The organism is Janthinobacterium sp. JC611 (assembly GCF_018682595.1).
Taxonomy (GTDB): domain Bacteria; phylum Pseudomonadota; class Gammaproteobacteria; order Burkholderiales; family Burkholderiaceae_D; genus Janthinobacterium.
The window spans coordinates 44,183-60,059 of record NZ_JAFLJN010000032.1; the positions used below are offsets into that span (position 1 = coordinate 44,183).

At 66.5% G+C, this 15,877-nt stretch carries 12 protein-coding genes; 5 read left to right on the forward strand and 7 right to left on the reverse strand.

The window, feature by feature from the left end:
- From J0O65_RS20255 to J0O65_RS20270, 4 genes are read left to right on the forward strand one after another with little or no spacing between them, the layout of a single operon-like run.
- Positions 1-1,086: an acyl-CoA dehydrogenase family protein gene (locus tag J0O65_RS20255; RefSeq protein ID WP_215409023.1), complete on the forward strand. Its 1,086-nt coding sequence runs from the start codon at positions 1-3 to the stop codon at positions 1,084-1,086.
- The gene (locus J0O65_RS20260; protein ID WP_215409024.1) at positions 1,083-1,889 is read left to right on the forward strand and encodes an ABC transporter ATP-binding protein; all 807 of its coding nucleotides are present in this window, start codon (positions 1,083-1,085) and stop codon (positions 1,887-1,889) included. Before J0O65_RS20255 ends, J0O65_RS20260 begins: the two co-directional genes overlap by 4 nt.
- Positions 1,890-1,906: 17 nt before the next feature.
- Complete coding sequence (locus J0O65_RS20265; RefSeq protein ID WP_215409025.1) at positions 1,907-3,151, forward strand: ABC transporter substrate-binding protein; 1,245 nt, start codon at positions 1,907-1,909, stop codon at positions 3,149-3,151.
- Positions 3,152-3,153: 2 nt separating this feature from the next.
- Positions 3,154-3,918, forward strand: coding sequence for an ABC transporter permease (locus J0O65_RS20270; RefSeq protein ID WP_215409026.1), 765 nt, complete (start codon positions 3,154-3,156; stop codon positions 3,916-3,918).
- Here J0O65_RS20270 and J0O65_RS20275 read toward each other — a convergent pair.
- From J0O65_RS20275 to J0O65_RS20300, 6 genes are all read right to left on the reverse strand, one after another.
- Positions 3,915-4,661, reverse strand: a complete 747-nt coding sequence (locus tag J0O65_RS20275) for a lysophospholipid acyltransferase family protein (protein ID WP_215409027.1) — start codon at positions 4,659-4,661, stop codon at positions 3,915-3,917. The genes J0O65_RS20270 and J0O65_RS20275 overlap by 4 nt on opposite strands.
- Before the next feature lie 87 nt (positions 4,662-4,748).
- Positions 4,749-6,050, reverse strand: coding sequence for a dihydroorotase (locus J0O65_RS20280; RefSeq protein WP_215409028.1), 1,302 nt, complete (start codon positions 6,048-6,050; stop codon positions 4,749-4,751).
- Positions 6,051-6,074: 24 nt separating this feature from the next.
- On the reverse strand, positions 6,075-7,040 hold the full coding sequence (locus J0O65_RS20285; protein WP_034780223.1) for an aspartate carbamoyltransferase catalytic subunit: 966 nt from the start codon (positions 7,038-7,040) through the stop codon (positions 6,075-6,077).
- Positions 7,033-7,557 (reverse strand): bifunctional pyr operon transcriptional regulator/uracil phosphoribosyltransferase PyrR, encoded by a 525-nt coding sequence (gene pyrR / locus J0O65_RS20290; protein WP_215409029.1) that lies wholly within the window; start codon positions 7,555-7,557, stop codon positions 7,033-7,035. Before pyrR ends, J0O65_RS20285 begins: the two co-directional genes overlap by 8 nt.
- Positions 7,558-7,596: 39 nt before the next feature.
- Entirely contained in the window at positions 7,597-7,980 is a 384-nt protein-coding gene (ruvX, locus tag J0O65_RS20295) for a Holliday junction resolvase RuvX (protein ID WP_099668368.1), read from the reverse strand.
- Between the two features lie 165 nt (positions 7,981-8,145).
- On the reverse strand, positions 8,146-8,748 hold the full coding sequence (locus J0O65_RS20300; RefSeq protein WP_034746689.1) for a YqgE/AlgH family protein: 603 nt from the start codon (positions 8,746-8,748) through the stop codon (positions 8,146-8,148).
- A gap of 386 nt (positions 8,749-9,134) precedes the next feature.
- Here J0O65_RS20300 and J0O65_RS20305 point away from each other — a divergent pair, with 386 nt between their 5' ends.
- Positions 9,135-10,598, forward strand: a complete 1,464-nt coding sequence (locus J0O65_RS20305) for a cryptochrome/photolyase family protein (RefSeq protein ID WP_215409030.1) — start codon at positions 9,135-9,137, stop codon at positions 10,596-10,598.
- 1 nt (position 10,599) lies between these two features.
- On the opposite strand, the gene J0O65_RS20310 is transcribed toward J0O65_RS20305, so the two are convergent.
- On the reverse strand, positions 10,600-15,867 hold the full coding sequence (locus J0O65_RS20310; protein ID WP_215409031.1) for a hybrid sensor histidine kinase/response regulator: 5,268 nt from the start codon (positions 15,865-15,867) through the stop codon (positions 10,600-10,602).
- Positions 15,868-15,877 lie beyond the last annotated feature (10 nt).

Consider the following 15,877-nt stretch of genomic DNA (forward strand, 5'->3'; position numbering starts at 1 on the left):
ATGGGCCACCTCAATCACTGGCTGCACACGCACGCCGACCAGCTTGACCAATCGTCGCAGCTGGCTGAAACCGTTTTGCCGGCCCTCGCCAACGACCAGCTGCTGGCCATCGGCGTGCCGCAGGAACACGGCGGCGCGGGCGGCGACGTGCGCGACGCCATCGACGCCATCGCCAAGGTGGCCGAACAATCGGTGACGGCCGCCTTTGTCTTCTGGGGCCAGCGCTGCTTCATCGAATTCCTGCTGCAAAGCGAGAACCGCGCGCTGGCCGAACGCCGCTTGCCCGGCCTGCTGGCCGGCACGCAGGCAGGTGCCAGCGGTTTGTCGAACGCCATGAAATTCTTGTCCGGCATCGAGCAGCTGCAAATCACGGGCGCGCGCCACGACGACGGCTTGCTGGTCGACGGCGGCCTGGCGTGGGTGACGAACTTGCGTAAGGCGGGCTTTGTCGCGGCGGCCGCCGTGGCGCCGAACGACGGCGCGCCCCCCGTCATCGTCGCCTTCGACAGCGGCACGGCAGGCGTGCAGCGCAGCGACGACCTGGACCTGATCGCCCTGCGCGGCAGCAATACGGCATCCGTCAAGCTGGCGCAGGTGCACATCCCCGCCGCGGACATCATCAGCGACAACGCGCCGGCCTGGCTGCCGCAGGTGCGCCCATCGTTCCTCGGCATGCAGTGCGGCCTGTCGATCGGCCTGGCGCGCGCCAGCCTGGCCAAGGCGGCGCAGATTTCGGCCGGCTCGCGCAACGCGCTCACGCCGCGCATCGAAGCGCTGCAAGCGACCCTGGAGGCCGCCGTCGCCACCTTGCTGGCCGGCGTGCACGATGGCCGCTTCAAGGCGCAGGCGCCGGCCATGTTCCGCCTGCGCATACAGCTGGCCGACGTGCTGCAGCAGGCGCTGATGCTGGAACTGCAAGCCATGGGCGGGCGCGCCTACCTGAACGCCGAGCAGCAGGGCTTTGCCCGCCGCTGGCGCGAATCGTCGTTCATCCCCATCATCACCCCCAGCCTGACGCAGTTGCAATCGGCCTTGCAGCTGTTCGACAGCCAGCAGGCGGCCAAGACGGCGGGAGCCCCGGCATGACGGCAGCGGTGGAAACACAAGACTGGGCGCTGCAGGCGCAGGACCTGAGCTACGCCTATCCGGGCACGGCGCCCGTGTTCCAGCACGTCTCGCTGGGCGTGCGCAAGCGCGAAATCGTCTGCCTGCTGGGCGGCAGCGGCTGCGGCAAATCGAGCCTGCTGCGCGTGCTGGCCGGCTTGCAGCCGCCGTCCACGGGCGCGATTCAATTCCTCGACGCGCCCATGCGCGAGCCGGACCCGCGCAGCGCCCTCGTCTTCCAGCAGGCGAGCCTGCTGCCCTGGCTGAACGTCACGGGCAACGCCGGCTTTGGCCTCGACTTCAAGCACCAGCCGCAACTGACGCGCGCAGCGCACCAGGCGCGCGTGGCGCAAGCCATCGACGCGGTGGGCTTGAAGGGCCGCGAAAAGCTGTATCCATCCGCGCTGTCGGGCGGCATGGCGCAGCGCGTGGCCCTGGCGCGCGCGCTGGCGCGCGAACCGGAACTGCTGTTCGCCGACGAGCCGTTTTCCGCCCTTGACGCCATCACGCGCGCCGAGATGCAATCGCTGCTGGTCGACGTGGTGCACCGCTGGCACACGGCCGTGCTGCTCGTCACGCACGATATCGACGAAGCGATCCTCGTGGCCGACCGCATCCTACTCATGGGCGGCAAGCCGGGCAACATCGTGCGCGAATGGTCCGTCGCCATCGACCAGCCGCGCATTGGCCACAGTGCCGACGTCATCGCCCTCAAGATGGACATCCTCGACGCCCTGCAGGCGCTGCAAAAGCAGGATCAAACGCCCGCCTTCGCCCCCAATTAATCGACCGGAACTTTCCCATGACATTCGAAGATCACAACAAACCCCTGCACATCTGCGCCTCGTCCGATTGCGATTGCGGCCTGACGCGGCGCGACTTCCTGCGCATGTCGGCCCTGGCCACGGCCAGCGTCGCCTCGCCGCTGCTGTTCGCCGGCGACGCCATGGCCCAGCAAGGTCCGAAAGGCGACGACCAGCCCGTGAAAATCGGCTACCTGCCGATCACCGACGCCACCCCGCTGCTGGTCGCCCACGCCCGCAAGCTGTTCGAAGCGGAGGGACTGCAGGCGGAAACGCCGCGCCTGTTCCGCAGCTGGGCGCAAATCATCGAAGCCTTCGTCGCCGGCCAGGTCAACGTCATCCACCTGCTGTCGCCGGCCACCCTGTGGGTGCGCTACGGCGCCAAGTTCCCCGCCAAGGTCGTCGCCTGGAACCACGTCAACGGTTCCGCGCTGACGGTGGCCAACGAGATCAACAAGGTCTCCGACCTGGGCGGGCGCACGGTCGCCATCCCGTTCTGGTACTCGATCCACAACATCCTGCTGCAGCAGATACTGTCATCGAATGGCCTGACGCCGGTCACGCGCGCGCGCAACGCGGCCATCAAGCCGAATGAAGTCAACCTGATCGTGCTGGCGCCGGCCGAAATGGTCTCGGCCCTGGCCAGCAAGTCCATCGCCGGCTACATCGTGGCCGAACCGTTCAATGCGGCGGCGGAAAACGCCGGCATCGGCAAGATCCTGCGCTTCTCGGGCGACGTGTGGAAAAACCATGCGTGCTGTGTCACCTTCCTGTCCGAGCGCGACATCGACACGCGTCCCGAATGGGCGCAGAAAGTCACCAACGCCATCGTCAAGGCGCAGCTGTGGACGCGTTCGAACCAGGTCGACACGGCCAAGCTGCTGTCGAACGTGGGCGAGCACCGCTACACGCCGCATCCGCTGCAAGTGCTGACCAAGGTGCTGGCCACCACCGATTACGCCGGCTATGAAAAGCAGGGCCTGATCGTGCACAAGAACTGGCAGCAGCGCCGCATCGACTTCCAGCCGTATCCATTTGCCTCGTACACGGAAGAGCTGGTGCGCGCCATCGGCCGTACCAAGGTGGAAGGCGACACGCGCTTCCTGGCCAAGCTCGATCCGAAGTTCGCCGCGCGCGACCTGGTCGATGACCGCTTCGTGCGCAAGGCCATCACGGCAGTCGGCGGCCCTGCCGCCTTCGGCTTGCCGGCCAACCTGCTGCGCAGCGAAACCGTGGCGGTCTGACGATGACGCGCAAGTTGTTCACGAAGTTCGGCCTGCCCCTGGTGGGGCTGGCCTGTGCCTTGCTGCTGTGGTCCATGGGCGTGACGGCGCTGGAGAAATCCACGCCCATCGCCACCGCCTTCGCACCCTTGCCCACGGCGCTGGCGTTCCAGGAGATGGTGGGCGGTTCGGATATCTGGCTGCACGTGGTATTGAGCCTGCAACGGGTGGCCGTGGGCCTGGGGCTGGCCATCGTCATCGGCGTGCCGCTGGGCGTGCTGGTGGCCATGTCGAAAAGCTTTTCCGGCGCGGCCATGCCGCTGTTCCAGCTGCTGCGCATGATTTCACCGCTGTCGTGGATGCCGATCGCCGTGATGGTGCTCGGTGTCGGCGACGCGCCCGTGTACTTCCTGCTGGCATTTGCGGCCGTCTGGCCGATTTTGCTCAATACGGCGGCCGGCGTGGCGCGGCTCGACCCGAACTGGCTGCTGCTGGCGCGCAGCCTGTCGGCCACGCGCAGCGAGATCGTCTTCAAGGTGATTTTGCCGGGCATCACGGCCGATATCCTGACGGGCGTGCGCCTGGCCATCGGCATCATCTGGATCGTGCTGGTGCCAGCGGAAATGCTGGGCGTCTCGGCCGGCCTCGGTTACTTCATCCTCGACACGCGCGACCGCCTCGCGTATTCGGAACTGATGGCCGCCATCGTGCTGATCGGCATACTCGGTTTCATCCTCGACTACCTGGCCCGCGCCGCGCATGCGCGCTGGCTGCACGTCAAAAGCTAGGTGCTCTTTTCCAGCGGCAGCGCGGCGGCCACGGCCGCCTGCGTTGCCGCCGCCAGCTCACGCCGGTGCGCGTCCGGGGTCGCCATGGGCGCCAGACAGGTCAGGCGCGCCGTGATCGGCGGACCGCTCAGGATCGCCACCATGCTTTGCGCAAAACTCATCTCGCCGATGAAGTCGACGGCGTGATGCAACGCTCCCTTGTCATCCACATACACGAGCGCGAACGGCTGCACCGGCACTTGCGCGTCAATGGCCGCCTCGAACAGATTCGCGTGAAACGGCAAAATCTGCCCCTGCGCGGCGGTCGTGCCTTCGGGGAAGAACGCGATGCGCTCGCCCGCCGTCAACTTATCCACCAGGCCCTGGAAAATCAGGCGCAGGTCGCGCTTGCTGCCGCGCGAAATGAAGATGGTGCCGGCGCGTCCCGCCAGCCAGCCCAGGATCGGCCAGGCGCGGATTTCCGCCTTGGCGACGAAACGGCAGGGGTGGACGGCGTTGATGACGAAGATGTCGAGCCACGACACGTGGTTCGCCACCACCATCGCATGGTCGAGGGCCGGCACGCTGTCGGCCGGCTGCGCCACATGCACGCCGCAGATGTCGAGCAGCTGCGTCGACCAGCGGCGGATGCGCCGGTTGCGGCCTTCCAGGTCCAGCCAGGGAAAGAGTACGGCGCTCTTGGCCATGCCGCAGCTCAGGTGAATGGCGATGCGCGCGAGGCGGTAGGTAAGCAGAAGTTTCAAATCACACCAACAAATAAACCAGAACCGAAATCCGGGAGCAGACAAGGGATGCCGGGGCAGTCTGCCCCGGTCCATGGATCTGATTTTTTAACGCTGGAACGCCACCTGTCCAGCCACGATGGTCGCCTTGACGATGCCGCTCAGCTCATAGCCGAGGAAAGGCGTGTGCTTGCCCTGGCTGGCCAGCGAGGCCGACGACACGGTCCAGCGCGCGGCGGGATCGAAGACGCAGATGTCGGCCGCCTCGCCCACGGCCAGGCTGCCGGCCGGGATGCCGGCCACGCGGGCCGCGTCGGACGTGACCTTGGCCACGGCGCGCGCCAGCGGACGGGCGCCCGCCTGCGGCTGCGCCAGCGCATAGTCGTCGGCCCATTTCAGGGCCAGCGACAGCAGCAATTCCAGGCCCGTGGCGCCAGGCGACGCTTCGCCGAACGGCAGCAGTTTTTCATCGTCGTCGACCGGCGTGTGGTCCGAACACATGGCGTCGACCGTGCCGTCGAGCAGGCCGGCGCGGATCGCATCGCGGTCGCGCTGACTGCGGAACGGCGGCGTGACCCTCGCGTTCGGATCGAAGAAGCCGATGTCGGCGTCCGTCAGGTGCACATGGTGCACACCCACGTCGCAGGTGACGGGCAAGCCTTCGGCTTTCGCCGCGCGGATCAGTTCCAGACCCGCCGCCGAAGAGATGCGGCACAGGTGCACGCGCGCGCGGCTGGCGCGCATCAATTCGAAGATCGTGTGCAGGGCGATGGTTTCGGACATCACGGGCACGCCGGACAGGCCCAGGCGCGACGCCAGCGGGCCGCTGTGGGCGATGCCGCCGCGGCCGATGTGCGGATCCTGCGGGCGCAGCCAGACGGTGTAGCCGAAGGTGTTCGCGTACTGCATCGCGCGCAGCAGCACGGTGGTGTCTTCGATCGGCTCTTCCGCCTGCGCGAAGCCGATGCAGCCCGCTTCCGTCAGTTCGGCCATCTCCGTCAGCGACTGGCCTTTCAGCCCCATGGTCAGCGCGCCCAGCGGGTGCACGTGCGCCTTGTTCTGCGTCTTGGCGCGGTATTTCAACATTTCCACCAGGCCCGGCTCGTCCAACACGGGGTCGGTGTCGGGCGGGCACACGAGGCTCGTGACGCCGCCTTGCAGGGCCGCCTGCAATTCCGACTCCAGGGTCGCCTTGTATTCATAGCCCGGCTCGCGCAGGCGCGCGGACAGGTCGACCAGGCCGGGGGAAACCACCAGGCCGGCCGCGTCGAACGTCGTGTCGGCGGTGAAACCGGCGGGGGCGCTGCCCACGGCCAGCACCTTGCCGTCGGCGATAAACAGGTCTTGCAAGCCATCGATGCCGTTGGCAGGGTCGATCAGGTGGCCATTCTTGATATGTAGTGTCGTCATGCTCGCTTACTCGTCCTTGGGCTATCAGCCCTGATTACCAGCCAAAATACTCATCACCGCCATGCGCACGGCGATACCGAACGTCACCTGCGGCAGGATCACCGCCTGCGGACCGTCGGCCACGGCCGAATCGATCTCCACGCCGCGGTTCATCGGGCCCGGATGCATGACGATGGCGTCCGGTTTCGCCAGCGCCAGGCGCTCGGGCGTCAAGCCGTAGCTCTTGAAATACTCCTGTGCCGACGGCAGCAGCGCGCCGCTCATGCGTTCATTCTGCAGGCGCAGCATGATGATCACGTCCACGCCTTTCAAGCCTTCATCCATGTTGGTGAAGGTGCGCACGCCCATCTGTTCCAGGCCGCCCGGCAGCAGGGTGTGCGGGCCGATGGCGCGCACTTCCGGCACGCCCAGGGTGGTCAGCGCGTGGATGTCGGAACGGGCCACGCGGCTGTGCAGGATGTCGCCCACGATGGCCACCGTCAGATTGGTGAAATCCTTCTTGTAGTGGCGGATCGTGTACATGTCGAGCAAGCCCTGGGTCGGGTGCGCATGGCGTCCGTCGCCGGCGTTGACGACGTGGACGTGCGGCTGCCTGGTGTCGATCAGGTGCTTGGCGATCAGGTAGGGCGCGCCCGACTGCGCATGGCGCACGACGAACATGTCGGCGTGCATGGCCGACAGGTTGTCGATGGTGTCGAGCAGGGACTCGCCCTTGCTGGCCGACGACGCCTGGATGTTCAGGTTGATGACGTCGGCCGACAGCCTTTTTGACGCGATCTCGAAGGTGGTGCGGGTGCGCGTGGAGTTTTCAAAGAACAGGTTGAAAACGCTCTTGCCGCGCATCAGCGGCACTTTTTTCACATCGCGGTCGGAGATGCCGACGAACGAGGAAGCGGTATCGAGGATGTGGTTGACGATAGACTTCGGCAAGCCTTCAATCGTCAGCAGATGTTGCAGTTCGCCGTGTTTATTCAGTTGCGGATTAAGCATGGTGGGTATCTATGGTGAGCGTGAATTTTCCATCGTCGGCTTGCTTCAGGACCAGGGCCTGGCCGGCCGGCACGGCAGTGAAGGCGGCCACGAAATCGGCGGCCACCGGCAACTGGCGTTCGCCGCGGTCGACCAGGGCAGCCAGCATGATCTTCGCCGGACGGCCGTAGTCGAACAGTTCATTGATGGCCGCGCGCGTGGTGCGACCCGTGTACAGCACGTCGTCGACCAGCAGGATGGTGGCGCCGGCCACGTCGAAGCTGATTTGCGTCGGCTTGACGTCGGCATGCAGGCCCTTCTGGGCGAAGTCGTCGCGGTAGAACGAGACGTCGAGCACGCCCAGGCGGTCGAGCAGGTTCAGGTCGCGCGCCAGGCGTTCGGCCAGCCAGGCGCCGCCCGAATGGATACCGACGATGGCCACGTTGGGGATGCCCGCCAGGCCGCTCTGCACTTGCTGCAGCAAGACCGCATACAGGGCCTCGGCGTCGAGTTGGGAAGGATTCGCAGGATGCGGCATAGGGTTCTTGATCATTCAGGGAGGGAGTCTAAGGTCAGATTAATAATTCGCGTCGAAATACTGTTGCAGGATGACGGCGGCGGCGCGGTCGTCGATGACTTCACCGCGCTTGGCGGCGATGACGGCCGATGAGTAGCGCTCGTCGACCAGTTCCACCGGCAGGTTGAAGCGGCCATGCACCTGGTTGGCGAAACGACGGCAGCGCGCGCTCATCTCGTGTTCGGTGCCGTCCGGATGGCTGGGCAGGCCTACCACGATGCGGCTCGCGCCCCACTCCTTGATCAGGCTATCGATGGCGGCAAACTTCGGTTCGTTCGCCGTCGCCGTGATCACGCTGAGCGGCTTGGCCTGGCAAATCATGGTATTGCCGATGGCCACGCCGATGCGTTTCAAGCCGAAATCGAAGGCGAGGATGGTGTCGATGGCGTCACTCGTCACAGCATTTTTCCATAATAAAGATCAACATAGGTGGTGCCAGAAACCGTAGCGAGCAAGCTCAATGTCGGGTTGAGTAGCGGAGCTGTACGAAGGTACAGCGAGCAACGGATGCCCGAAAGTGGGCTGCGCAGTAGGTTTATGGCAACCACCTCATGCGTGTCCGGCTTCCGATGCCAGCATGAGTGGATCGATGCCGAGCAGCTTGATGGCCGCCACGTAGCGCTGCTCGATGGGGAAATCGAACAGGATGTCGGCCGAGGCGCCCACCGTCAGCCAGCCGTTGCGGCCGATCTCGTCTTCCAGCTGGCCCGGGCTCCAGCCCGAGTAGCCGATCGAGACGAGCATGCGCTCGGGACCATCGCCCTTGGCGACGGCTTCGAGCACGTCGATCGAGGTGGTAAACGCCACTTCATCGGTGACCGTCAGCGACGAGGAATAGCGCGCGCCCGGCGTGTGCAGCACGAAGCCGCGGTCGTCCTGCACCGGGCCGCCGAACATGATCGGTTCGTTGATGATGGGCGTGTCGCTGCCGGCCGCCAGTTTCAGGTCGATGCGGTCGAACAGCACTTCCATGGTCATGTCGGTGGGTTTGTTGATGACGACGCCCAGCACGCCGTTTTCATTGTGTTCACACACGTAGACGACCGTGCCGCCAAAGATCGGATCTTGCATGGCCGGCATCGCAATGAGGAAATGGTTGGCCAGATTCAGGGTGGAGGAACCGGTCGCGGCCGGTTCTCCCACACCCTGCATCAAACGATGTCCTGGTAGAGTCTGGTCGATTTTACTCTTTTTCATACGCGATGCTCTCTCTGTGGGCTTGCTGGCAAGTCTCGCTTACCCCGCTATCGTACGCCTGACACCTCCTGCCGCGCATGTCGGGCGGCGAGAATCGTGTTGCCAGGCGCTATTCTTGTTATGTTATAAATTAATAATCAATTCGCGTTGCCTGCAGGCGCATTGCAACGCCAATTGTAAAATTGATTGCAAAATCGCGGTCGCACATAAAGCACCGCGAACATACCCGGTAGTTTACACTGAATTGCCGCCGCAGCGACGCCAAAGGCGCGATGCAAGCGGCCATAAAGCCCTGTTGGCGGCAAAAAATAGCCTATCCTTGACCCTGAACACGCGAAATAATGACAATCAAGACTTCCCTGGTGTGGTTCCGGCGCGACCTGCGCGCGTTTGATCATGCTGCACTGCATCACGCCCTGCGCCAGAGCCAGGCCGTGCATTGCGTCTTTGTATACGACACCGCCATCCTGGCAGCCCTGCCGCGCCGCGACCGGCGGGTCGACTTCATCCATGCCAGCGTGGCCGAGCTGGCCGGCGAATTGCGCCAGCTGGGCGGCGACCTGATCGTGCTGCACGCGGACGCCGCCGAGGCCATCCCGCGCCTTGCCGCCGAGCTGAACGCCGACGCCGTCTTCGCCAACCACGACTACGAACCACAAGCGATCGCGCGCGACGCCAGCGTGGCCGCCGCGCTGACGGAAGACGCGCGCCTGTGGTTCAGCTTCAAGGATCAGGTGATCTTTGAAAAAGACGAGTTGCTGACGCTCTCGGCCAAGCCGTACACCGTCTACACGCCGTACAAGAATGCCTGGCTGAAGAAAATGCGCGCCGAACCCGCCTGCCTGGCGCCGTTCGCCATCGAGCCGCACGCGGCCAGCCTGGCGCCGCCGCGCAGCGCCGCGCCGGCGCCCCTGCCCACCCTGGGCGAGCTGGGCTTCGAGGCCAGCAACCTGGCCGAGCTGGCCATTCCCACCGGCATGTCGGGCGCCAGCAAGCTGTTCGAAGATTTCCTGCCGCGCGTGGCCCGCTATGACGTGGCGCGCGATTTCCCCGCCCTGAAGGGACCGTCCTACCTGTCCATGCATCTGCGCTTCGGCACCGTGTCGCTGCGCTACCTGGTGCGCACCATCGTCGACCTGATGGACCGGGGCGGCGGCGGCGATGGCGCGCCCGTGTGGCTGGCCGAACTGATCTGGCGCGATTTCTACGCCATGATCCTGTACCAGAACCCGCACGTGGAAGGCGGCGCCTTCAAACCGGCCTACGACGCCATCGCCTGGGAAACGGGTCCCGAGGCCGATGCCGCCTTTGCCGCCTGGTGCGAGGGACGCACCGGCTATCCGCTGGTGGACGCGGCCATGGCGCAGCTGAACCAGACGGGCTATATGCACAACCGCCTGCGCATGGTCACGGCCTGCTTCCTGATCAAGGACTTAGGGCTGGACTGGCGCCGCGGCGAAGCGTATTTCGCGCTGCACCTGAATGACTTCGACCTGGCGTCGAACAACGGCGGCTGGCAATGGGCTTCGTCGTCGGGTTGCGACGCGCAGCCCTACTTCCGCATCTTCAATCCCATCACGCAGTCGGAAAAATTCGATGCCGGCGGGCGCTTCATCCGCCGCTACCTGCCACAGCTGAAGGCGCTGGGCGACAAGGAAATCCACGCGCCCTGGCTGGTGCCGCGCATGCTGCTCGAGCAAAAAAACATCGTACTGGGACGCGATTATCCGGAACCGCTGGTGCAGCACGACGAGGCGCGCAAGGAGACGCTGGAGCGCTATGCCGTCGTGAAGGTGGTGGCGTAGGTCAAGATTCGCTCAACAAGCGCCCCACTTCCGCCAGCAATTCCGTTTCCTGGAACGGCTTGCCGAAATACGCATTCACGCCCAGTTCGAACGCGTGCGCGCGGTGCTTGTCGGCGCTGCGCGAGGTGATCATGATGACGGGGATGGCCCGCGTCTTGTCATCGCTGCGCACATTGCGCGTCAAGTCGAAACCGTCCATGCGCGGCATTTCCACGTCGACCAGCAGCAGGGCCGGCATGGCGGCCGGTTCCAGCGCCTGCAGCTGTTCCAGCGCATCGACGCCATCCTTGGCCAGCAGCACCTGATAGCCTTCGCGCTCGAACAGGCGCTGCATCACGCGGCGCACCGTCAGCGAATCGTCGACCACCATCACGCGCACGGCCGGCACTGCCAGCGCGCTGGAAGCGGCATGCTGCGCGCTGCTGGCCAGCGCATACTGCGACAGCAGTTCCGGATGATGCTCCAGGTGCTGCGCCAGCGCCACCGGGTTCAGGATCAGCACGATGTCGCCCGTGCCCAGCACCGTGGCGCCGGCGATGCCGGGCATGCGCGCCAGTTGCGGGCCCACGTGCTTGACCACGACTTCGCGGTTGCCCACCACGTCATCGACCTGCAAGGCCAGCCTGTCATTGCCATTTCTCAGCAGGAGCACGGGCGCATGGCGCTGCGTGGCCTGTGCCGCCGGCGTCTCGCCCAGCATGGCCGACAGGTGGTGCAACGCCAGCGACTGGCCGTGCGACTCGATGCGCCCGGCCGCCCGCACCTGCTCCAGCTGCTCGCCTTTCAGGTGCAGCACCTGCTCCACCAGCACCGATGGCAAGGCATACGTCTTGCCGTTCGCGGCCAGCAGCACCACCTGGGTGACGGCCAGGGTCAGCGGCAGGTGGATGGTGAAGCGCATGCCCAGGCCCGCCTGCGTCAGCGTTTCCACGCGCCCGCCCAGGGCCAGCGCTTCGGAGCGCACGATGTCCATGCCGACACCGCGCCCGGCCAGTTCCGTCAGGCTGTCGGCGGTGGAAAACCCCGGCGTGAAAATCAGCTCGGCCGCCTGCGCGTCGGTCAAGGGCGCGTCCGTCGCCACCAGGCCGGCGCCGTGCGCCTTGGCGCGGATGCGCTCCAGGTCCAGCCCTGCGCCATCGTCGGAAAAGGCGATCGCCACTTCATTGCCCTGCTGGCTGACCTGCACCAGCAGCTCGCCCGTCTCGCTCTTGCCCGTCGCCAGGCGCGCGTCGCGCGGCTCGACGCCGTGCACGATGGCGTTGCGCAGCAGGTGCTCGAAGGGCGCGGCCATGCGTTCGAGCACGCTGCGGTCGATTTCCACGCCGCCGCCGCGGATGTCGAGATTGACCCGCTTGTCGACTTCCTTGGCGCTTTGCCGCGCCACGCGGAACAGGCGCTCGGCGATACTGGCAAACGGCACCATGCGGATCTGCATCAGGTCGCGCTGCAGCTCGCGCGTCAGCCGCGCCTGCAGCACCAGGTCGTCCGTCACCGCATCGACGCTGTGGCTGAGATTTTCATGGAAGGACGCCACGTCGTTGACGCTTTCGGCCATCATGCGCGTGAGTTCCTGCAGGCGCGTGAAGCGGTCGAATTCGAGCGGATCGAAATCGCGCTCGCTGCCGACGGCCATGCGCGATGCGATCTGCGATTCGGCCTGCATTTCCACTTCGCGCAACTGGCGCCGCAGGCGCGCCAGGTTGTCGGAAAACTCGGACAGGGAAGCGCCCAGCACACCGACTTCATTTTCCATCTTGGAGCGCGTGATCGACACTTCACCGGCCTGGTTCACCAGGCGGTCGAGGATATCGGCGCGCACGCGCACCAGCGCCGCCTTCGGTTCGGCGACCGGCGTGTCTTCCATCCCAGGCAAGGGCAGCAAGGGCTGCTGCAACTGCTCGAACAGGTGCAGCGCATGGTCGTAATGGGCCAGCAATTCCTCGAAGGCCTGCGGCGTGGCGGTACCGGCGTGCAGCATGTTTTCGATATGCGTCTCGATTTCATGCGCATGCTGGCCCAGGCGCATGGCGCCGGCCATGCGCGCGCTGCCCTTGACCGTATGCAGGGTGCGCAGCAGCATCTGCGCCTGGCCGCTGTCGTGCGGCTGCTGCTGCCAGCTGCGCAGCGCCTCGCCGATCTGCGGCAGCAGGTCGGCGCCCTCCTCCAGGAAGACGGACAACAGATCGAGGTCGAGTTCATCGCTGATGCCGGCGCTGGCCGCCAGCAGCGCGGCCGCGTCGGCCGGCATGATGGCGGGCGCGGGTGCTTCCGGCGCCGCATGCTCCAGCGGCGGCGCGTGCTCGAAGCCCGCGTCGAACAGATCGTCGCTGGCGCCGCCGTCGTACACCGGCGCCGGTACGGGTGCTTCGGCAGGCTCCGGCTGCAGCGCATCGGCGACGATGCTCGCATACGTCGCCTCGAACAGGGCCTCGAGCTGCGGCGCAGGAACCTGGGCCAGCGGCTCGGCGGGCTGCGCCGGCGCGCCGACGATGCTGGCGTAAGCTGCCGCGAACAGGGCGTCGAGCCGCTCTTCCTGGCTTTCGCCGGGCGGCGCCGTCAGGGCGCGCCACAGGGTATTGAGCGCTTCGATCATGTCCGGCTGCGCTGGCGCCAGGTCGCCCAGCGCGAACGCCTGCAGCATGTGCCCGATGCGCTGCGTGGCCTGTTCCAGCACGTCGTGCTGTCCGGCGCGCAGGCCGGCCAGCGGCGGCACCACCGTCTCGATCACCGTCTCGAGCGCGTGCGCCAGGTCGCGCAGCGACTGGAAGCCGACCGTGCCCGACGTACCCGCCAGGGTATGCACGGCTTGCAGCGCCTCCGCGCTGACGGCGCGCTGTTCATGGCGCCACTCGCCGAAGTCGCGCGTGAGCACGCGCAGCAATTCATCCGTCTCGGCCAGGTAGATGTTGTACAAGGGAAGGCTGATGCGCAGCTCGCCCACGTGCTTCAGGTGATCGTCGGGCGCCTCGTGCGCGACGGGCGCCGTGGCCAAAGGAAGTCCGATCACATTGCCATTGCTGGCCACCGGCACGGCCGATGCCGGGCGAGGCTTGCGCAGTTCGAACGGTCCGCCATCGCGCACGCGCTCGGCCGCCATCAGCAGCATGCCGGCCTCGCGCTCGCGCCCCGCCCCGCCTTCCAGTTCGGCCACCCATTCGCTGAGCTGGTACCAGCCGTAATTCAGCAAGGTAAACAGATCGTCGCTGACGGGGCGCGCTTCGGCCAGCCAGGTATTCATGACGCGCTCGATGGCGCCGGCCGCTTCGGCAAACTGCGCCAGGCCGATCATGCGGCTACTGCCTTTCAGGGTATGGAACGAACGGCGCAGCATGGCCAGGTGATCGCCGCTGGCGGCTTGTTCGCGCGGCAGAGCCAGCGTGGTGTCGACAAAGGCCAGCACTTCGCGCGCTTCGGCGATGAAGATGTCGAGCATCTCGGCATCGACATCGCTCACTGCCGGCGCGGCCTCCATGCCGGCAGGCGCGGCGGGCGCCAGCGCCTGGTCGAGCAAGGGCACGGGCACGGCGCCGGCGGCCGCGACTTTTTCAAAGGGCAGGGCGCGGAAGGCGCCGGCGGCCGCATCGAAATGGAAACGCCCGCTGGCCGCCTGCGCGTTACGGCCCAGCATATCAATAAAAAAGCCCAGCGCGCTGACGTTTTGCGCGATCTCGTCGAGCGCCTCGGCCTTGGCCTCCGCCTTGGCGTCGCCACCGGCCAGCTGCCGCACGGCCGCATCGACCTGCAGCACGGCGGCGCGCGCGTCTTCCTGTCCCAGCCCGGCCAGTTGCCGCTGCAACTGCGCCAGCACGGGCGCGACGCCATCGAGTGCCCCCGTCCCCGCTGTATCCGCGTAGTAAGAATTGAGCACCTTTTCCACCTGGCGCAGCCCCGTCTTCATGTCCTCGGCCAGCGCCGCCACGGTCTGGCCCTGCTCGATCTGGCGCGACAGCTCGCCCGCCGTGATGGGCGGCGGCGCTTCGCCGGCCAGCAGCGCCTGCAGGCGCGCGACGATGGTTTCCGCATTGCCGGCGAAATCGTCGGGCAGGCGGCGCAGCTGTTCCAGGCCCGTGTCGGCAAACAGCAGCGCCATGCCGATTTCATTCTCCAGGGCCGCACTGCGTCCGCTGGCCACGGCTTGCCGCGCCACGGCCGCGCATTCGCGCAGCAGGCTGGCCAGGGCCGGCTGCTTGAGGGACTCCACATGCGCCGCCACCTGTTGCAGCGACTCGTCGAAATCCGTGCCCAGGGCTGGATCGAGGTCGGCCTGCGCCAGGCGGTTCCAGCTGGCGCGCGCCTGCGCCAGGGCCACGCGGGCGCCTTGCAAGGCATCCTGATCGACCTGGCCATAGCGCCGCGCTTCCACGTCGGCGGGCAGCATGTCTTCCAGCGCGAAGGCGGCGCGCAGCTGGCGCGCCTGCGGCGTCGGCTCGCGCGCCGCGGCGACGAAGAACAGGGCGTCGCGCAGCATCGCTTCGGGCAGGCTGGCCGTGCCCTGCGCCAGGCGGCGCAATTGCAGGTTGATCAGGCCAAACAGCTGTTTGACGTTGCGCGTGCCCATGCCCTCGCCGCTGGCCGCCAGCCCCGCAAACACCTGCATGGCGAACCAGAAGGTGCGCGCCGGCGCCTCCTGCTGCGCGTCGGCCACCAGGGTCAAGGTGGCGTGCAGCTCGCCCGCGTGCTGGCGCCGCGCCGCGTCATCCTGCGCCTTCAGGAAAGGCAGCAGGGATTTTTCAAAGCGCCCGCGCCAGGCCGGATAATCGGCCGCCGGCGGCGCCTCCGCCAGCGCGATGGCATGCCCTTCCAGCATCGACGCTGGCGGAAAAAACAGGTCGGCCGGGTGGATGCGCTCGGCGCCCAGCATGGTTTGCAGGTCGCGGTAATAGGGGAACAAACGCGTCGGCTGCGGCGGCGTGCCGGCCACCAGATCTTCCAGGTATTCGGTCAGTGCCTGATACAGGTCGGCGACGACTTGCGCATGGTCGAGCGTATATTCCAGGCTGCCGTCGCGCAAGCGCGCCAGCGCCTGTTCCGCGCCGTCCGTCAGCAGGCTGGCGCCAGCCACGTCCACCATTACCAGCGCGCCATGCGCCTGGTGCAGGTGCGAGCGCGCATGCTGCAGGGCCGTGGCGCGTTCCTCGCGCTCGCGGCCACCCGCCTCGAACAGGGCCGTTTTCGAGCGCCCCAGCGCCTCACGGATCTCCACCATCACCCACGACAGAGGTTCGCTGTCGAACGGCTTGGACTGCTGTGGACTATCAGGTGTGCTCATGCATGCCTCG